This window comes from Streptomyces sp. NPDC021212 (assembly GCF_044332925.1).
Classification (GTDB): Bacteria; Actinomycetota; Actinomycetes; order Streptomycetales; family Streptomycetaceae; genus Streptomyces.
This window is the reverse complement of the sequence record NZ_JBIRPZ010000001.1, coordinates 664,950-683,537: the sequence shown is the minus strand read 5'-3', so window position 1 is coordinate 683,537 and position 18,588 is coordinate 664,950. Positions and strand designations below refer to the sequence as shown.

The following is an 18,588-nucleotide window of genomic DNA, read 5'->3' as shown; positions in this document are numbered from 1 at the left end:
GTTCAGGGCCGCCGGGGCGGGATGGGCTGTTCCGTCCAGATGCACTTGCCGTCGGCGGTGTAGCGCGTCCCCCAGCGCTGGGAGAGCGCGGCGACCAGTTGCAGACCGCGTCCTCCCTCGTCCATTTCGGCGGCCCGGCGGATCCGGGGTGTCGTGGCGCTGCCGTCCGACACCTCGCAGACGAGTGACCGGCCGCGGATCAGGCGCAGCCGGACGGGCCCCTTCGCATGCCGGACGACGTTGCCCACCAGTTCACTGGCGAGGAGTTCGGTGCTCATGACCAGCCCGTCGAGATGCCACTCCTCCAGTCGGCCGCGGACATGGTCGCGCGCGAGAGAGGCCGCCACCGGCTCGTCGGGGAGCCGCCAGACGGCGATGTTCTCGGGGGCGGTGCGGTGCAGCCGGGCGAGGAGCACGGCGGTGTCGTCCGCGGTCACCTGTTGGGCGGGCAGCAGGGCGCCGAGGAGGGTGTCGCAGAGGTGGTCGAGCCGCCTGCGATCCGCGCCGTGGTCCTCGCCCGGACCGCAGGCCGGGGGGCGGGGATGGCCGGGAACCGCGAGGCGCCGTCCGAGGTCGGTGGTGAAGACCCGGGAGCACTCGGCTATACCGGCGTCGATGTCGCGGGTGGCCGACTCGACCAGGCCGTCGGTGTACAGCATCAGCAGGCTGTGGCCGGGCAGCCGCAGTTCGGCCGTGCTGAACGGGGGTTCGGCGGCGCCCAGGGGCGGGTCGGGCTCGATGTCCAGGCACTCCACGGTTCCGTCGGGTCCTACCAGGAGCGGCGGGGGATGTCCGGCGCGCGCCATGGAGCAGACCCCGGACACCGGGTCGTAGACGGCGTACAGGCAGGTGGCGAACGAGTCGTCGTCGAGCTCGCTGACGATGTCGTTGAGGCGGGCGAGGACCTCCTCCGGGGGCAGCTCCAGGTTGGCCAGCGTGTGCACGGCGGTGCGCAGCCGTCCCATGGTGGCGGCCTCGGCCAGCCCGTGGCCCATCACATCGCCGATGACGAGCGCCACCCGCTCCGCGGACAGCGGGATGATGTCATACCAGTCGCCGCCGACCTCCGTACCGCTGGTTGCCGGCAGATATCGTACGGCCGCGGTGACGGCGGACGGCGCGGGCAGGTCCTGGGGCAGCAGACCGCGCTGGAGCGCCTGGGCGCGGGCGTGCTCGGCGTCGTAGAGGCGGGCCCGGGCCAGGGAGTGGGCGACCATGCCGCTGAGGGCGGTCAGCAGGGTGCGCTCGTCGCCGCTGAAGCGGTGGGGTTCGGCGAAGGCGACGACGCACACGCCGTTGGGCTCGCCGGAGGCGATCAGGGGCAGGATGGCCCAGGCGTTCTTCTCCGCCAGGGCCGGGTAGTCGGCGAGGCTCGGGGCCAGTTCGACGTACTTCGCGGCCGAGGCGATGAAGCGGGCATGGCGCGAGGCGACCGCGTCGTTGAGGAGCGGGTGGCCGTTTGCCGCCGGGATACCGTCGATCTTGTGCAGGAACGCCTGCGGATATCCGACGGCCCCGACCACGTGCAGCCGCTCGCCCTCCAGCACCTGGATCAGCAGGCCCGAGGCGCCGAACGGGGCCAGCATGTGGGTGGCGGCCACGTCGACGACGTCCTGGGTGGTCACCGCCTCGGCGAGCGCGCCGGTCAGTCCGCGGATCCGCGCGGCCTGCTCGGCGGCGGACCGTTCGGCCGCCTCCCGCCGCGCCACCCGGTTGCGGGTGTCGGTGACATCGGTGAGGTAGGCGGTCAGCCCGTCGGGCACGGGGACCAGCCGTATGTGGTACCAGCGGCCGTCGGTGGGCCACTGGATGTCGAATCCCGTCGGTGTGCCGTCGAGGGCGGCGTGCCGACAGCGGGCCTCCAGGTCGGGGACCAGGCCCGCGGGGCCGTCCCAGAGCGGCCCGCCGAGCACGTCCACGGATGGGCCGGCGAGGCGCTCGGCGGCGACGTTGAGGAAGGTGATCCGCCACTCCCGGTTCACCGCCCAGAACGCGTCGCTCATGAAGCGCAGCGCCTGCCCCACGGACTCCCGCGCGATGCGGCTCTCGGTGGTGTCCCACACCCGGCCGATCATGCGCACGGGTTCGCCGTGCCCGTCGAGCGCCAGATGGGCGCGGCTCTGGACCCAGCCGGTGGTGCCGTCCGGGCGGCACACCCGGTACTCGGCCTCGTATACGCCGTGCCCGTTCAGCGCCTCCTGCGTGGCGGCCATGACCCGCGGCACGTCCTCGGGGTGGATCAGGCCGACCCAGCTCTCGATGCGGCGCTCATAGTCCTGCGGTATGCCCAGGAGGCGCAGCCCTGCCGCGTCCCAGACCATCTCGCCGGTGCGGATGTCCCACTCCCAGGAACCGACCCTGTCCGCCACCAGGGCCTGGCGGACCCCGGAGCCGACCGGCTGCTCCTGCCACCAGGGATGGCCACGGCCTGGCCCGGGAGCGGGTCGCGACAGCCGCCCGGAGGCCCAGCGGGCCATCTCCAGCAGGAAGCCGCGCTGCTCCGCGGTGGGCGCGCCGGGCCCGGTGAACACGGACAGCGCGCCCACGGCGTCGTCCCCGGCGAGAAGAGGGACGGCGGCCACCATGGTCGCCCCGGGGAGGCTCCCATACGTGTGCGTACGGACACGCTGGGCGTCCGGGCGGTGTGCGTCCGGAACGCGTCCGTCGGCGGCGGGCATCCAGACGAACGCGCCGTCCTGTACGGCCCGGGCGGGGGCGAGCGCGGGATCGTCCTCCCGGATCTCCTCCCACCCCTGGAGGGCGGACCGGGGCAGTCCTCCGGCGAGCACCAGACGGAGTTCGTGGCTGCCCGCGGGCCCGCACGACCAGTGCACCGCCCCGGCGATACCGCCCAGCTCGGACACCGCCTGCGTCAGCGCGTGCTCCATCACCTCGCGGTCCGTGAGCTGGACACCGACCGTCGAGAGCAAGGAAAGCCGCTCGTCGCACCAGGTACGCACGGGACCCACCGGATCCGTCGACATATCGGCATATACCCTAAAGCGTGCTCGTGGCGCGATCGAGGGACATGAAGCGATCCATACCGAATTATTAGTGTCCGGTCGGCTATGCCGAACGCCCCGGCCACGCCGAACGCTCCCGCCGGCGGTTCACAGAGGCGGTTCACAGAGCGGACCGGCTGCCTGGTGCCGCGCCCCGACGGCCGTCACAGTGTTCGCCATCGGCGCGCGCCTTCGCTTCCTCGCGTCCGCTTCCGTCCGATGGAACAGGCAGGTCACACATGACGGACTCCTTGCTGCGCGGCTATGTGCCCAGCCCCTTCGGGCAGCTGCACTACGTCGAATCGGGCACGGGCGAGCCGGTGCTGATGCTTCATCAGACGCCGCGTTCATGGACCGAGTACCTGGATGTGCTGCCGCTGGTCGGGGCCGTGCACCGGGGAATCGCCATGGACACACTCGGCTACGGCGCCTCGGCGAAGCCCGAGGAGCCCCATACGATCGAGCGCTTCGCCGACGCCGCAGGGGCGCTCATCGAGGCGCTGGGCCTGGAGCGATTCCATCTGGTGGGGCACCACACCGGCGGCCTCGTCGCGGTGGAGCTGGCCGCGCGCTACCAGGACCGGGTCTCCAGCCTGCTGCTCTCCGCCACGCCCTTCGTGGACGACGAGAAGCGGCGCACCGCCGACCGGCGCAAGCCGGTCGACCATGTGGATCCCCGGCCCGACGGTTCCCATCTGCTGGAGCTGTGGAACCGGCGGCGCGGCTTCTACCGGGAAGGGCAGGAGGCCGCGCTGCACCGCTATGTGATCGACGCGGTGACGGTGCTGGACCGGGTGGAGGAGGGGCACCTGGCGGTCCGCCGCTATCCGATGGAGCCGCGTCTGCCGCACATCACCGCGCGGACGCTCGCGGTGTGCGCCACCGAGGACCACTACTCGCTGCCCGGCCTGGAGAAATTCGCCGCGGCGCTCGGCTGCGACACGCGGGTCATCCCGGCGGGCACGTCCCCGCACCGGAGCAGCTGCCCGAGGCGTACGCCAAGGTCATCACGGAGTGGGTGACGGGCGGCTGACCCGGGGCGCCCCGCGTGATGAGTCCCGGTCCCAGGTGTCCGCCGTGACCCCGCGCTCGCGGAGCACCGCTTTGCGGATCTTGCCGGTCGCGGTGAGCGGCAGTTCGGGGACGATGTCGACGTACCGGGGCACGGCGAACGGCGGAAGCCCGTCCTCGCAGTGGCGTACCAGGTCCCGCGGGTCCAGCACCCGGCCCGGCCGGACCGTCACCGCCACCATGACCTCGTCCTCGGCCAGCTCCGACGCCACCGGGAAGGCCGCTGCCCCGGCCACCGCGGGGTGGGTGCGGACCGCCGATTCCACCTCCGCCGACGAGATGTTCTCACCGCGCCGGCGGATGACGTCCTTGATGCGGTCGACGAAGCGGAACCACCCGTCGGGTTCCCGGATCACCCGGTCGCCGGTGTCGGGCGCCGGGGGCTCGGCGTCTCCCAGGTAGCCGGTGCAGAAGGCGAACGGCTGGTGGCTGCGGACGACCAATTCGCCCGCCGTGCCGTCCGCGACGGGGGCGAGCAGGTCGTCCACCACGCGCGCGGAGAAGCCGTCGCGCACGGTGCCGATGTAGCCGGGGCGGTGGCGGGCGGGGGTCGACCCGATGACGAGATTGGTCTCCGTGGAGCCGAATCCGTCCACCAGGGTGACGCCGAAACGGGACAGGAACGGCTGGTACGCCGGGCCCGGGGTGGCCGGGGACAGGCCGCGCCAGGCCCGGTGCGCACGGTCGTGGGGGCCGGGCGGCCGGGCCAGCAGCATGGGCACCATGGCGCCGAGCAGATACACGGCGGTGGCACCTGCCTCGGCCGCCTGGCCCCAGTACGCGCGCGCGGAGAACCGGCGCCCGAGCGTGTACGCGGCGCCCACGGTCATGGCGTGGGCCAGGGCGTTGAGGGCGTTGGTGTGGAACAGCGGCAGACAGGTGTGGAGCACGTCGTCGGAGGTGAGGCGCAGGGAGTCCGCGACGTTGCGGCCCCACCACACGAACTGGGCGTGGGGGCAGCGCACACCGCGCGAGGCGCCCGTGGTGCCCGAGGTGAACAGGATGGCGGCGGTGTCCGCGGGTCCCACCTGCGCGGGCGGGAGCGCCCCCGTCCGGCCGGGGGCCGGGACGCCGTCGCCGCCGATGGTCCACACCGGGCCCCGGTAACCCGCCGTCGTGACGCGCCCCGTGTACTCCTCCTCGGCGAGCAGGAAGGACGGCTCGGCCTCGCGCAGGACGTGCCGCAGGCCCTCGCCGCGCAGACCGGTGTTGAGCGGCACCAGCACCGCGCCGAGCCAGGCACAGCCGAGGATCAGATCGACGAACTCGACGCGGTTGCCGGACATGACCGCGATCCGGTCGCCCGGGCGGCAGCCGCGCGCGGCGAGCGCTCCCGCCATGGTTGCCGCCGCCTCGCGGGACTGCCGGTAGGTGAGGGTCACCCCGTCCACCCGCAGGAACACCCGGTCGCCGAACGCCCCGGCGGCGGCGTCGAGGAGAGCGGGAAGCGTCATCGCCGTGCTCACCGGTGCGGTCACCGCAGGACTCCCGCGTCGCGCAGCCGCTCGATGCGTTCCGGCGTCAGTCCGGCCACCTCGCGCAGCACGGTGTCGGTGTCGGCACCGAGTACGGGTGCGGGCCTGCGGAGGGAGCCCGGGGTGCGGGTGAGGTGGATCGGCAGGCCTTCGTGGAGGAAGGCGCCCGCGACCGGGTGTTCGGCGCGCACATAGAAGCCGCGCGCCCGCAACTTCGGGTCGTGCTCCACGAGTTCCCGGCCGTCCTGCACCACTCCGGCCGGTACGCCCCGTTCCTGGAGCAGTTCGGCCGCGGCGTCGGCGGGCATGGCGCGTGCCCAACCGGCGAGCGCGCCGTCCACCGGAACGCCGGTCGGCGCCTCGGCGTTCATCCGGCACAGCAGGGCCGAGACGTGGCACCCCGATCCGCGCTTCCTGTTCCAGGAGGGCGGCGGCCCGGTGATGGACATGGGACCGTATACTTCGCCCTTCTCGTCAACCTACTGGGCCCGGTTCGACATCTGGGACACGGACCTGCCCTACGTGGAGGACTACGGCACCGGCGGCACGCTGTCCCTGGCGAACCCGAACCACTTCGACGGCCAGCACCTGCGAACGCCCCGAGCCCCACTTCTCCGTCTGGGCGGTCGTCAGGAACACGACGACGTAGGTGAGCGCCAACGGCATGTGAATGCCCAGCAGATGAATGCCGATGGCGGTGCGGCCGAACCCGACTATGCTGATCACGCGCCGACAGCAGGAGAGAGCAGGCCACTTCGGTGGCGGGAAAGGGGAGGGCATGTCCAAGCCCGTGCGCGCGGCCATCGGAGGCCGACGGATCACATGCATTTTCTGCCAGAGCGATCTTTTCCGGAACCGCCGGGTGAAGCTGAACAGCACCGGGATGGAGCTCATGAACCTCGCCTGGGCCAATGAGTCCGCGATCGGGCTGATCTGCTGGGACTGCGGCTATCTCCATCTCTTCGCGAACGAGGACATCGAGCTGTACAAGGTGAAGAAGGGTGAGGTGTGACCCCTCATACCTGATGGATGGCCAGCTTGAACTCGGCGAGCACCAGCCTCACCGAGGAGCGGCTGTTGTGCGAGACCATCAGCGCCAGCGGCGTCCCCGGATGCACGAAGATCTCGTGGTGCTTGGTGAAGCACTGCACGCCGGGGCTCGGGGGCCGATGGTCGGTGGCGGTCGAGTCCGCGCCGGTCGACAGCCCGAGCGGATCCCGTACGAAGCGGTCCCGTAATTCGCTATAGCCCCCGGCCTCCCACTGGATCATCGCCGTCAGCGCGCCCCATCCGCCGGCCGATGGCCAGATCAGCCCCGCGCGGTCGTCGGTACGCCAGTTCTTGATCCTGTACCCGTCGGGCTGGACCACCTGATGCATGCCCAGCGCGTCATAGGACTCGGCGGTGCCGAAGGGGAAGCGCACCACGCGATACCCGCCGGGCGGGATCACCTGCGGCTCGGCGACGATCAACGAACAGATCTGCACGGCCACGACGCCTCCAACGGGTCGGCCGGGGCGAGCCCCGGGGTGTGCGGGGTGGTCCTGGAACTCGGGCCAGTCTGCGTCCGCACGTGCCACCTGTCCATGAACCCCGTCAAACAGACCGACGAGCCGTTTTTTCCGGGCCGTTGACGTAAGTGCTTGACGCGTGCATGCAGTTCTGTATGCACCCTCAGGACGGCCCACTCAGCCGGGCCGAACTCGGCCAACACACCGGGCTGTCCCCGGACGACGCTGTACGACATCGTCGCCGAGCTGATCGACAGCGGCGCGATCGTCGCCACCGCACCCGAATCGGCCCCGCGCAGGCGGGGACGGCCGGTGGAGACGCTGACGCTCAACCCGCGTGCGGGGCACGTCATCGGCATCGACTTCGCCCGCCGCGCGGTGCGGGTATCCGCGGTCAACGTCGCACACGAGGTCATCGGATCGGCCGGGAAGTCACATGAGCCGGGGCTGCCCTGGGAGAAGCCGATCGCCCTGGCCGAGCGCCTGGTCGGGACGTTGGCCGAGGGCACCCTGCGGCTGGGCGCGCTGAACGCCATCGGGGTGGGCGTGGTCGGTCCGGTCGGCGATCCGGAATCCGGGTCCGGCGCCGCGCACGCCACCGCCGACCTGCCCGCCACCGACCTGCCCGCGCTGCTGCGCAAACAGTTCGAGACTCCGGCCCTGGTGGACAACAACACCCGGCTCGCTGCACCGCACCGCGTACGGGCTGTCCGGCGAATTCGGCCACATCACGGCCGCACCGGGCGGCCGGCCATGTTCGTGCGGCGGGCTGGAGACGGTCGGCACCCATGTCGGCACCGTACTGGCCGCGGTGTGCAACGCGGTCGGCCCCGGAGTGATCGTGCTCGGCGGCGCGCTGGCCGCGGCCTGCGCGCCGCTCTTCGAGCCGGTCGGACGGGCGCTCACCGCGCACCTGATGCCACTCGCCCGGGACCACGTGGACCTGCGTCCGGCGGCGCTCGGCCAGGCCGGCGGCGCCCTGGGCGGTATCGCCCTCGTCCTGCGCGAGTCCCCCCTGCTCAGCCGATCGCCGGCCCGCAGCCGGGCCGGAGAGGAGGACCCATGAACCCCGTGAGGCGCGACCGCTACGTCAAGCTGGTGCACGCCGTCCTCCCGCTGAGCCCGACGGGGCGCTGACGCACGTCACCGAGTTCGTGAAGGAGGGCGAGCGTCCGACCACCACACCGCCGACCCCTCCGGACCGGCCTGGCCGGAATGAACACCGCGGGCGCCACGGCACGCTTCGCCTATGTGCACACCTACGCGGCCGACCGCTGAAACCGGAAGTGCACCAGGTCTTTACAACGATGTAAGCGGGTGATGGCATACCCCTGCCTGCTGAACCGCTCTTCCGCGCCCCGGAGTTGCCCATGCCTCGCCCCGGCATACCGCCGCCCGATATCCCGAACGATGTTCCACGAGCCGAATACCCGCGTCCCGGGTTCGTCCGCGAGGATTGGCTGAACCTCAACGGCACCTGGCAGTTCGCCTTCGATCCCGGCGACAGCGGCCTCGAACGCGAACTGATTCACCAGGAGTTGAGCGGGCGGATCCGCGTCCCGTTCTGTCCGGAGTCCGAGCTGTCGGGGATCGGGGACACCGACTTCCACCCCGCCGTCTGGTACCGGCGCCACGTCCGGGTCCCGGCGTCCTGGGCCGGGCGGCGGGTGCTGCTGCACTTCGGGGCGGTCGACCACGACGCCACGGTGTGGGCCGACGGGCGCGAAGTGGCCCGGCACAGCGGCGGGTTCACCTCCTTCACCGCCGATCTCGGCGATGTGGCGGGCACGGCCGGGGGCGAGGCCGGGGTGGTGGTCGTCGTACGGGCCAGGGACGCCCGGCACGGTCCGCAGGCGCGCGGCAAGCAGGCCACCGAGTACGCCAACAGTGACTGCCACTACACCCGCACCACCGGGATCTGGCAGACGGTGTGGATGGAGCCGGTGCCCGAGGTGCACCTGCGAAGGCCCCGGATCACCCCCGACCTCGGCTCCGGGGCGTTCCACCTCGAACTGCCGCTCAGCGCCAACCGCCCCGGCCACCGGATCACGGCCCGGGTGAGCGACGCGGACGGCGCCACGGTGGCCGAGGCGTCGGTGCGGGCCGACTTCGACCTGGCACCCCGTCTGGTGCTCACGCTACCCGAGGAGGGCGTCCGGCCGTGGGCACCTGAGGACCCGCATCTGTACCGGTTCCGGATCGAGCTGCGGGACGCCGACGGGTCGGCAGTCGACCGCGCCGAGTGCACCGCCGGACTGCGGTCGGTGGCCATCGACGGCAAGAGGCTGCTGCTCAACGGCCGCCCCGTCTTTCAGCGGCTCGTCCTCGACCAGGGCTGGTACCCGGACGGGCTGATGACCGCGCCGGACGACGCCGCCCTGGTCCGCGACATCGAACTGTCGCTGGCCGCAGGCTTCAACGGGGCCCGGCTGCACCAGAAGGTGTTCGAGGAGCGGTTCCTGCACCACGCGGACCGGCTGGGCTATCTGGTGTGGGGCGAGTTCGGCGACTGGGGGGCCGGTACGGGGCGTACCGGCCGGGACAACCAGCAGCCGACCGCCGGTTTCGTCGCCCAGTGGCTGGAGGCCGTGGAGCGGGACTACTCGCATCCGTCGATCGTCGGCTGGTGCCCGCTCAACGAGACGCACCAGGAACTCCACGACCGGCAGACCGTCCTGGACGACGTCACCCGGGCCATGTTCCTGGCCACCAAGGCCGCCGACACCTCCCGTCCGGTGCTGGACGCCTCCGGCTACTCCCATCGCGTGGCCGAGACCGACGTCTACGACTCACACAGCTACGAGCAGGACCCGCAGGCGTTCCGCCGCCGGATGGCGGGGCTGGACAAGGACGATCCGTACGTCAACCCCGACACCGGCGCGGTGTGGTCACTGCCGTACCGCGGTCAACCGTACTTCTGCAGCGAGTTCGGCGGCATCTGGTGGAATCCGGAGGAGGCCGCGGCCGCCGCCGGCGACGACCGCGAGGTGTCCTGGGGGTATGGGCGGCGGCCGAGGAACGAGGAGGAGTTCCACGAGCGCTTCGCCGGGCTGACCGCGGCGCTGCTGGACGACCCCCGGATGTTCGGCTACTGCTACACCCAGCTCACCGATGTGTTCCAGGAACAGAACGGCGTCTACCGCTTCGACCGCGGCCACAAGCTGGACGTGGCGCGGGTGCGCGCCGCCCAACTGCGCCCCGCCGCCTTCGAGCGCCCGTCCGGCGAGGAGGAACGATGACCGGTCCGACCAGGCGTGGCCTGCTGAGAGGGGCGGTGTACGGCGCGGGAGCGGCCGCCGCCGCCTCCGCACTCAGCGGCTGTGGTTCGATCGCCGGGAGCGTGACGAGCCCGGACGAGATCCGTTACTGGAACCTGTTCACGGGCCCGGACGGCGAGCTGATGAAGTCCCTGACGCGGGACATCGAGAAGCGCGTACCGGGTCTCAAGGTCAGGACGACGGTGCTGGAGTGGGGTCCGCCGTACTACACCAAGCTGGCGATGGCCTCGGCCGGCGGCCGCTCGCCGGATGTGGCCATCATGCACCTCACCCGGCTGGCGGGCTACGCCCCGGGCGGTCTGCTCAACCCGTGGGACATGGACCTGCTGGCCGAGTTCGGCCTGAAGCGGGACGACCTCAACGCCACGCTCGTCAAGCGGAGCCTGTACCAGGGCACCCCGTACGCGATCCCGCTGGACACCCACCCCTTCGTCGTCTTCTTCGACCGGGACGTCATGGACAAGGCGGGCCTGCTCACCGGCGAAGGGCAGCTCGTGCCCTTCGAATCGCCGCGGCACGCCCTGGAGCTGATGGACAAGCTCCGCCGGTCCGGCGGCAAGCTCGGGCCGGTCTTCGGCCACGCCAACGACCCGGCCATGAGCTGGCGGATGTTCTGGACGCTGTTCAGCCAGACCGGCGCCACCTTCGACCTCACGGGCGAGCGGGCCGAGATCGACGAGGACACCGCCGTCGAGGTGGTGCGGTTCATGGCCGAGCTGGCGCGCGACAGCCGCACCATGGACGTCCCCACGGCCATCGCCGCCTTCGCCAACGGCCGGTCACCGATGATCTTCTCGGGCGAGTGGGACATGGCCACCTACCGGTCGACCCTGAAGGACAGGCTGGGCGGCGCCCCCATCCCCACCTTCTACGACCGTCCGGCGGGCGCGGCCGACAGCCACGCGCTGGTGCTGCCGCACCAGGAGAACCCGGATCCGGAGCGCCGGCGGCGCACCCACCAGTTCGTCGCCGAGCTGGTCAGGTCGGGGCTGAAATGGGCGGCGGCAGGTCATATCCCGGCGTACACACCGGCCGTGTCGTCCGCGGCGTACGCACGCTTGCGCCCGCAGTCCGAGTACGCGGGCGCCGCGAAGCAGCTCGCGCTCGACCCGCCGGTGTGGTTCGCGGGCTCCGGCTCGGACTTCCAGACCCGGATGTCCCAGGCGCTCGATCCCGCTATCGGCGGTTCGTCCCCGGCGAAGGCGGTGCGCACGATGGTCTCCCAGATCAACACCCTGCTGGCCCAGCCGAATCCGGCCTGATGGCGAGAGAAACGCAACGGAAAGGGAGCATCGTCATGACGCCACGGTCCCCGGGCGCCAGGGGCGCCACCGGCTGGCTCTTCGCCACCCCGTTCCTGGTGTTCTTCGGCCTCTTCCTCGTCGTGCCGCTCGGCATCGGCCTGTGGATGAGTTTCACCGACGCCGGCCTGACCGGGGCCGGTGGCAGCACCTTCGTCGGCCTGGACAACTTCACCGAGGCGCTTGGCGACGGCCAGGTGTGGCAGACCCTCGGCAACACGGTCCGGTTCACCGTCCTGTCCACCGTCCCCCTCGTGGCGCTGGCCCTCGTGATGGCCCTGCTGGTGTACACGGGGGTGCCGGGGCAGTGGCTGTGGCGGCTGTCCTTCTTCGCCTCGCATCTGCTGCCGGTCGCGGTGGTCTACCAGATCTGGAACATGCTGTACCAGCCGGACCGGGGGATGCTCAATGGTCTGCTGGGCGCGGTCGGCCTCGACGGGATCGGCTGGCTGACGGACGAGAAGTACGCGATGTGGTCCATGGCGCTGGTCACCCTGTGGTGGACGGTCGGCTTCAACTTCCTGCTCTATCTGGCCGCGCTGCAGGCCATCCCCGACCACCTCTACGAGGCGGCCGCGCTCGACGGCGCCGGGGCGTGGCGCCGGCTGTGGTCGGTCACGCTGCCGCAGCTGCGCCGGACCACCGGGCTGATCGCGGTGTTGCAGGTGATGGCGTCGCTGAAGGTGTTCGACCAGATCTACCTGCTGACCAGGGGCGGCCCGGACGGCTCCACCCGGCCGATCCTGGAGTACATCTACGACACCGGCTTCACCAACTACCGGCTGGGCTACGCCTCGGCGATCTCGTACGTGTTCTTCGGAGTCATCGTCATCCTCTCGCTCGCCCAGTTGAAGATCTTCTCGCGCAGGGAGGACTGATCGCGCCATGGCCCCCGAGACACTTTCACCCCGTAGCCCGAGCAAGCCGCGCTCGACCATGCCCCGGGAGGTGGCCCGGCGGCGGCGCGCCGGCGGCGGCCGGGCCTGGCACCCCACGCTCGGGGCGGGCCCCCTCCCCCGTGTGCTGACGCTGCTGGCGCTGGTGCTGATGGCGGTGGCCTGGCTGGTGCCGTTCGGCTGGGGCGTGGACACCTCGTTCAAGTCGGAGGTCGACGCGAGCGCGTCGGGCGTCGACTGGCTCCCCGACGCGGGCTTCACCCTCGACGCCTACCGGACCATCTTCGGCCAGGGCAACCTCCCGGTGTGGGCGGTGAACAGCGTGGTGATCGCCGTGGGCGTCACGGCGCTCACCGTGGGCGTCTCGGCGATGGCGGCGTACGCCTTCTCGTGCACCCTCTTCCGCGGCCGCCGGGTGCTGTTCGCCGTCACCGTCGCCTCGATCATGGTGCCGCCGCAGATCCTGATCGTGCCGCTGTTCCGGCAGATGCTCGCGATGAACCTCGTCGACACCTACGCGGCGGTGATCCTGCCGCAGGTGGTGGCGCCCGCGATGGTGTTCATCCTCAAGAAGTTCTTCGACGGCATTCCGCGTGAGCTGGAGGAGGCAGCCCGGATCGACGGGGCGGGCACCTTCAGGGTGTTCTGGAACGTGGTGCTGCCGCTGTCCCGGCCGATCCTGGCAGCAGTGGCCATCTTCGTGTTCATCAACACCTGGAACAACTTCCTGTGGCCGTTCATCAGCACCAGCGATCCGCAGCTGATGACGCTGCCGGTGGGGCTGTCGACCGTGAAGGACTCCACCGGGCTGCGGAACGCCCAGGAGTCGGCGGCCTCGGTCCTCGGGTCACTGCCGCTGCTGGTCGTCTTCATGCTGTTCCAGCGCCGCATCGTGAAGTCGGTGGCCACCACCGGTCTGGGAGGTCAGTGACCGTACATCGCGCCGCCGCCCTCGGTGGACTCGCGGATGCACAGCGTGTGCCCGACGACGACCTCCCGGGGCGGCCTGCCCGGCGCGTCGATCCGCTCCAGCAGCAGACTGACGGCGTGCCGGGCGATCGCGCCCTTGTCCGGTGCGACCGTGCTCAGGCTGGGCGTGCTGTAGTGGGTGGCCTCGATGTCGTCGAAGCCCATCACGGCCACGTCCTCCGGGACCCGCAGCCCGCGCTCGTACAGGGTACGCAGCGCGCCGAGCGCGAGCGCGTCGTTGAAGCAGAACACGGCGTCCGGTGGTTCGGCCTCGTCCAGCAGCGCGTCCATCGCCCGTGCGCCCTCGCGCAGGTGGTAGCGGGGTGTTTCGTGCTCCAGCCGGGGGTCCAGCGGCAGCCCGGCCGCCTCCAGCGCCTGGCGGTAGCCGGTCCTGCGCAGCAGCGGTGTGCCGATGTACGGCTCGGGCTGCGGGCCGATGGCGGCGATCCGGCGGCGGCCGCCGCGGATCAGATGGGTCACCGCCTCCCGGGCGGCGGCCACGTTGTCGATGACCACATGGTCGGTGAGGCCGCCGCTGGGCCGCTCGCCGATGAGCACGAGCGGCACGGCGCCGAAATGGCCCGCGAGCGCGCTGCCGTGCAGGGCGAGCGGGCTGACCACCAGTCCGTCCACGATCCTGTCGCCGAGGCCGTCGATGACGGACGCCTCCCGGTCCCGGTCGCCGAGGGTCTGCTCGATGATCAGGGTGCGGCCGTGTTCCTCGGCCGTGGTGAGGAAGTGCCGCCCGAGTTCGGCGAAGTACGGGACGTCCAGCTCCGGCAGGACCAGCGCGATCATGCCGGTGCTGCCCCGACGCAGATTGCGGGCGGCCCGGTTGGGCCGGTAGCCGAGCTGCCGGACGGCCCGCTGGACCCGTTCCCGGGTCGCGGGCGACACATGCGCGAAGCCGTTGATGACGTTGGACACGGTCTTCGGGGAGACCCCGGCGAGCGCCGCCACGTCCTTGACGGTGGCGCTCCGGGCCGCGCCCGCACGCGTCTCGCCCGGTGACGCCTCACTCTTCGCGGTCTGCTGGTTCGCGGCGGTCACCGGGCGATCCTAGGCGCTGCGGCTGGCGGACGGTACCGACAGCCCCCGCAGGGCTGCCGGGCCCAGGCAAAGGTGGACCGCGTAGCCGATCGGGACGAGGTAGAGGAAGACGAAGCCGAGCTGGAAAGGCACCGTGAAGGCGGCCCCCTTCCAGGGCTGGGAGCGGATCATGCGGGCCCTCGGCTCTTGACGCTGATGCCGCGGACTTCAGGTCTGCCACCGTCCACTTCTGCATGTGGGCCGGCAGGTCGATGACCTTCTGCTGCTTGTTTCAGGACCTTGGCCCAGCCGCTCTGGAGTTCGGTGAACATCGCGGTCCAGTCCGAGCCGAAGACCCGGTGGGTGGTGCCCGGCCGGGGTCCTGGCGGGCTCGCCGGTGAAGGCGTACCAGTGTGCCCCGGCCTGCATCGCGAGGACTTCGAGCGTGCTCGGGTCCTCGCCCGCGTAGTTGGTGATGTGGATGCCGCGCTTCTTCAGCGCCTCGCAAGCCGCGATGAAGTCGCAACGGCGGCGCGGGCAAGCGGAGGGAACGATGCGTTGCGGAAAACGGTTACGACAGTGATGCGTCGGGGTGGTTGGTCAGGAACGGGGGGCCGACGGCTGGACGGAGTTGCGTACGACGACATGGGTGCCCAGCACCAGATGGTCGCCGTCGCCGCCCGCACGGCGCCCCGCGCCGCCCTCGCGCCGGTCGGCCACCGCGCGCAGCGCGGCCCGCCCCATCTCCTCGTACGGCACATGAACGGTCGTCAGCTGCGGGGTGAGCTGGGAGGCCAGCGGGATGTCGTCGTAGCCGACGATGGAGATGTCCTCGGGCACCCTGAGCCCCGAGGCACGCAGGGCCTGCATGGCGCCCGCGGCGACCACGTCGGTCCCCGCCAGCACCGCGGTGAAGTCCGCCTCGCGCCGCAGGCTTTCCTGGACCGCCTCGTACCCGTGGCCGTAGTCGTACGGGCCGTGGAGCACCATACCCGGGTCGAACGGGACGCCGTACGCCTCGAAGGCCCGCCGTGCGCCCCGCAACCTGCCCTGGGCGGTGGTGAGTTCGGCGGGTCCCGGCAGCACGAGGACACGCTGGTGCCCGGCGGACAGCAGGTGGCTCGCCATGGCGTAGGCCCCGCCCTCGTTGTCGTAGTCGACCGTGGTGGCCGCCACGTCGCCCTCCAGCGGCGGCCTGCCGACCAGGACGAGGCGCGATCCGGCCGCGTCGAGGGAGCGGGCGAAGCGGGCCATCCTCAGCTGGTACTCGTCGTAGTCGTACGCGCCGCCGAGCAGGACCACGGCGGCGACGCCCTGCTGGCGCATCAGGTTCACCAGCGCGAGTTCCCGCTCCGGGTCGTCTCCGGTGGTGCCGACCAGCGAGAGCCAGCCGCGCAGCGTGGCCGCGCCCTCGACCCCCTTGGCCACGTGAGCGAAGGCGGCGCCGGTGATGTTGTTGATGAGGATGGCCACGGTGGGCGTGCCGCCGCCGGCCAGCGAGCGGGCGTGGGCGTTGGTGACGTAGTCCAGGTCCCGTACGACCTTCATCACCCGGCGGCGCAGCTCGTCCGACACCGGATAGTTGCCGGACAGGACGCGCGAGACGCTGGCGACGGACACGCCCGCGCGCTCCGCCACGTCGCGAATGGTGGCCCGTCCGGCGCCACCCGACGCCTTGCGCTCGCTCACCGTACCGGCTCCTTCACCGTAGCGACTTCCCCACGGGCCGGGCCGGGTCCCGCCCCGCACCGGCGCGGAAACCGTATCCCATCGTCACTCCGCGGGGCCGGGCCGCCGGTGCGGGTGTCAGGCGACGCGGGTCAGGTCCGCATGCCGCACCTCGTGGGCCAACGGCAGCCCCGCCACCATGCGTTCCAGCTCGTCGGCGACGACGCGGCCGAGGCGGGCCAGCTCGTTGCCGAGCGACCCGGCGATGTGCGGGGTGAGGAACACGTTGGGCAGCGTGTACAGCGGGGACCCGGGAGGCAGCGGTTCGGGGTCGGTGACGTCCAGCACCGCGCTCAGGCGGCCCGCGACCAGCTCGTCGGTGAGGGCACGGGTGTCGACCAGCGCGCCCCGGGAGGTGTTGATCAGCACGCCGCCGTCCCTGATGAGGGCGAGCCGTTCGCGGTCCAGCATGCGGTGGGTCTCGGGGATGTCGGGGGCGTGCAGGCTCACGATGTCGCTGCGGCGCAGCAGGTCCTCCAGCGGCAGCGGTTCGGCGCCGAGCGCGGCGGCCTCGGTGGCGTCCACGTAGGGGTCGTACAGCGAGACGTCGAAGTCGAACGGCCGCAGCAGTTCCAGCAGTCGGCGGCCCACCCGTGAGGCGCCGATGACGCCCACCCGGCGGCCGAGGTTGCCGGTGGCCGCGGTGTCGGCGGGGGTCGGGCGGGCGTGGGTGTCCCGGAAGCGTTCACGGTGCGCGAAGGCGTCCTTGCCCGCGAGCAGGATCGTGGCGAGGGTGTATTCCGCGACCGGCAGCGCGTTGCCGGTGACCGCGCTGGAGACGGTGATTCCGCAGTCCCACAGGGCGTCGCCGATCAGCGAGCGGACCGAGCCCGCGGCATGCAGGACGGTGCGCAGTTTGGGCGCCGCTGCGAGGGCGTCGGCGTCGAGGCGGGGGCAGCCCCAGCCGGTGATGAGCACCTCGGCCCGTGCCAGCGCGAGGGCGGCGGCGGGGTCGCCGAGGTCCCGTACGACGAGCGCGGTGTCGATCTCGGCCACCTGCCGCAGCCGCTCCATGAGCGGCGGCGGGAAGAGCAGGGGCAGGTGCACGGGGTTCATGGCGAACACGGCTCGCGGCGGCTGAGCAGTGGGCATGACTCTCCTGAGGCGCCGGGGAAACGGTTTCAGAAAGCGTCTTCTAACGTAGATCTGACGGGGAGGCGGGTCAATCGGCAGGCCGGACGCCGTCGAGGCAATCTCTGCGGTGTCGACCCTTGCCCAGGTTGCTGCGCGTGGACGCTCCCGGGCAGGACCGCGGGGCTGCGTGCTGCGACATTGCGACCTCGGTCCCCCGGCGGTGCTCGATCCGGAAGGGGTAGGCAGGCCACCCCAACCGTGCTATCAAAGTACAACCAAACGATCAACCCATGGCTTCCCGACGTTGACGCGGATGATTGTTCTTTGATTGCACGACCCACGGTTGAGTGGGTCGCTGTGCGCGGAAGGCAAGGTCCCCAAGCATGAAGATCGTGATCGTGGGCTGCGGCGAGGTCGGTCTGGCCTACGCCGAGAAGGCCCTGCAGCTCAGTTCTGCTCCGCACCTGGAGTTGCTCGATCCCGCTCCGGCATCTGCGGCGGTGGCTTTTGCCGACGGGCGGGGCCTGTCACTGCACCGCGAGACCGGGCAATGGCTGAGCGGGGCGGAGCTGGTGCTGCTGGCCACCCCGGGCGGTGCGCTCCAGCCAGTGCTCGACTCGCTGCTGCCTCATCTCCCTGCCGGTGCCGTGATCGCCGACCTGAGCACCGCCTCCGCGGACGCCAAGCGGGACGCCGCCTCTCGCTGCGCACAAACCTCCGCACGCTACGTCGACATCGCCATCACCGGGTCGGTGGCGGTCAGCAGGGCCGCCACCCCTCTGCTCTACGCGGGCGAGACGATCCCAGAACTCCTCGGCCTGTTCCGGGAACTCGGCGCCCCGGTCACGGTGCTGGACGACAGCCGCCCCGGGGACGCGATGCGAGTGAAACTCCTGCGCTCGGTGCTGATGAAGGGGCTGGAGGCGCTGGCCGTGGAGTGCCTGCCGGCTGCCCGTGCCTACGGCGTGCTCGACCAGCTCTGGGCCGCTCTGCAGGACGTGGACCGCACGGGCTTCACCAACCTGCTACAGGCCATGACCCGCACCCACCCGAGGCACGCCGCCCGCCGCGAGTACGAGGTCGCGCAGGCTGCTGAGCAGCTTGAGCAGATCGGCTACCCGAGCGCGATGACCCGCGCCACCGAGCAGCGCTTTGCGCTGACCCGGGCGGCTGCCGACTCCTCCGTCCCCGAGGACGACACCGTCGACGCAGCGATCGACTGGATCACCGCGACCCGCTCGAACACGCTCTGAT

17 protein-coding genes and 1 pseudogene are annotated in these 18,588 nt (G+C 71.4%); 8 read left to right on the top strand and 10 right to left on the bottom strand.

The genetic code is table 11. The annotated features are described in order from the left end of the window. Window positions 1–2: 2 nt before the first annotated feature. Window positions 3–2,960, bottom strand: a complete 2,958-nt coding sequence (locus ACH4SI_RS02670) for a SpoIIE family protein phosphatase (protein WP_398291710.1) — start codon at window positions 2,958–2,960, stop codon at window positions 3–5. A 281-nt stretch (window positions 2,961–3,241) separates the two neighbouring features. Here ACH4SI_RS02670 and ACH4SI_RS02665 point away from each other — a divergent pair, with 281 nt between their 5' ends. After that, a complete protein-coding gene (locus ACH4SI_RS02665) occupies window positions 3,242–4,024 on the top strand; it encodes an alpha/beta fold hydrolase (RefSeq protein WP_398291708.1) in 783 nt (260 codons plus the stop codon). Here ACH4SI_RS02665 and ACH4SI_RS02660 read toward each other — a convergent pair. Genes ACH4SI_RS02660 through ACH4SI_RS02650 form a run of 3 tightly spaced genes read right to left on the bottom strand, consistent with a single transcriptional unit; the run spans window position 4,010 to window position 6,274 of the window. Then, window positions 4,010–5,551: an AMP-binding protein gene (locus ACH4SI_RS02660; RefSeq protein WP_398291706.1), complete on the bottom strand. Its 1,542-nt coding sequence runs from the start codon at window positions 5,549–5,551 to the stop codon at window positions 4,010–4,012. The genes ACH4SI_RS02665 and ACH4SI_RS02660 overlap by 15 nt on opposite strands. Continuing rightward, a complete protein-coding gene (locus ACH4SI_RS02655) occupies window positions 5,548–5,997 on the bottom strand; it encodes a CoA transferase (protein WP_398291704.1) in 450 nt (149 codons plus the stop codon). The genes ACH4SI_RS02660 and ACH4SI_RS02655 overlap by 4 nt, the downstream gene beginning before the upstream one ends. A gap of 25 nt (window positions 5,998–6,022) precedes the next feature. After that, complete coding sequence (locus ACH4SI_RS02650; protein ID WP_398291702.1) at window positions 6,023–6,274, bottom strand: hypothetical protein; 252 nt, start codon at window positions 6,272–6,274, stop codon at window positions 6,023–6,025. 136 nt (window positions 6,275–6,410) lie between these two features. Between ACH4SI_RS02650 and ACH4SI_RS02645 the strand changes: the two genes are divergently transcribed. Continuing rightward, window positions 6,411–6,560 (top strand): hypothetical protein, encoded by a 150-nt coding sequence (locus ACH4SI_RS02645; RefSeq protein ID WP_398291700.1) that lies wholly within the window; start codon window positions 6,411–6,413, stop codon window positions 6,558–6,560. Between the two features lie 4 nt (window positions 6,561–6,564). Here the strand turns inward: ACH4SI_RS02645 and ACH4SI_RS02640 are convergent, their stop codons facing one another. Together ACH4SI_RS02640 and ACH4SI_RS02635 are read right to left on the bottom strand one after the other, a co-directional pair. After that, the gene (locus ACH4SI_RS02640) at window positions 6,565–7,041 is read right to left on the bottom strand and encodes a hypothetical protein (protein ID WP_398291698.1); all 477 of its coding nucleotides are present in this window, start codon (window positions 7,039–7,041) and stop codon (window positions 6,565–6,567) included. Between the two features lie 450 nt (window positions 7,042–7,491). Beyond that, window positions 7,492–7,845, bottom strand: a complete 354-nt coding sequence (locus ACH4SI_RS02635; protein ID WP_398291696.1) for a hypothetical protein — start codon at window positions 7,843–7,845, stop codon at window positions 7,492–7,494. A 25-nt stretch (window positions 7,846–7,870) separates the two neighbouring features. Between ACH4SI_RS02635 and ACH4SI_RS02630 the strand changes: the two genes are divergently transcribed. The 5 genes from ACH4SI_RS02630 to ACH4SI_RS02610 all read left to right on the top strand — a co-directional run bounded on the left by ACH4SI_RS02630 (window position 7,871) and on the right by ACH4SI_RS02610 (window position 13,465). Next, entirely contained in the window at window positions 7,871–8,125 is a 255-nt protein-coding gene (locus ACH4SI_RS02630; RefSeq protein WP_398291694.1) for a hypothetical protein, read from the top strand. 304 nt (window positions 8,126–8,429) lie between these two features. Further along, the gene (locus ACH4SI_RS02625; protein WP_398291692.1) at window positions 8,430–10,298 is read left to right on the top strand and encodes a glycoside hydrolase family 2 protein; all 1,869 of its coding nucleotides are present in this window, start codon (window positions 8,430–8,432) and stop codon (window positions 10,296–10,298) included. Beyond that, window positions 10,295–11,599, top strand: a complete 1,305-nt coding sequence (locus ACH4SI_RS02620; RefSeq protein WP_398291690.1) for an extracellular solute-binding protein — start codon at window positions 10,295–10,297, stop codon at window positions 11,597–11,599. The genes ACH4SI_RS02625 and ACH4SI_RS02620 overlap by 4 nt, the downstream gene beginning before the upstream one ends. Before the next feature lie 35 nt (window positions 11,600–11,634). Beyond that, on the top strand, window positions 11,635–12,516 hold the full coding sequence (locus tag ACH4SI_RS02615; RefSeq protein WP_398291688.1) for a carbohydrate ABC transporter permease: 882 nt from the start codon (window positions 11,635–11,637) through the stop codon (window positions 12,514–12,516). Window positions 12,517–12,574: 58 nt separating this feature from the next. Further along, window positions 12,575–13,465 carry a carbohydrate ABC transporter permease gene (locus ACH4SI_RS02610; RefSeq protein WP_398292334.1) on the top strand — a complete coding sequence of 297 codons (891 nt, stop codon included), beginning with the start codon at window positions 12,575–12,577 and terminating at the stop codon, window positions 13,463–13,465. Here ACH4SI_RS02610 and ACH4SI_RS02605 read toward each other — a convergent pair. The 4 genes and pseudogenes from ACH4SI_RS02605 to ACH4SI_RS02590 form a co-directional block, all read right to left on the bottom strand. After that, complete coding sequence (locus tag ACH4SI_RS02605; protein ID WP_398291687.1) at window positions 13,459–14,553, bottom strand: LacI family DNA-binding transcriptional regulator; 1,095 nt, start codon at window positions 14,551–14,553, stop codon at window positions 13,459–13,461. The genes ACH4SI_RS02610 and ACH4SI_RS02605 overlap by 7 nt on opposite strands. Before the next feature lie 33 nt (window positions 14,554–14,586). Then, window positions 14,587–14,724, bottom strand: a pseudogene (locus tag ACH4SI_RS02600) (sugar ABC transporter permease); the annotation flags it as partial. 408 nt (window positions 14,725–15,132) lie between these two features. Further along, window positions 15,133–16,221 (bottom strand): LacI family DNA-binding transcriptional regulator, encoded by a 1,089-nt coding sequence (locus tag ACH4SI_RS02595; protein ID WP_398291685.1) that lies wholly within the window; start codon window positions 16,219–16,221, stop codon window positions 15,133–15,135. A 117-nt stretch (window positions 16,222–16,338) separates the two neighbouring features. Beyond that, on the bottom strand, window positions 16,339–17,352 hold the full coding sequence (locus tag ACH4SI_RS02590) for a hydroxyacid dehydrogenase (protein WP_398291683.1): 1,014 nt from the start codon (window positions 17,350–17,352) through the stop codon (window positions 16,339–16,341). Window positions 17,353–17,717: 365 nt separating this feature from the next. Here ACH4SI_RS02590 and ACH4SI_RS02585 point away from each other — a divergent pair, with 365 nt between their 5' ends. Next, window positions 17,718–18,587 (top strand): DUF1932 domain-containing protein, encoded by an 870-nt coding sequence (locus tag ACH4SI_RS02585; RefSeq protein ID WP_398291681.1) that lies wholly within the window; start codon window positions 17,718–17,720, stop codon window positions 18,585–18,587. Window position 18,588: the final 1 nt, after the last annotated feature.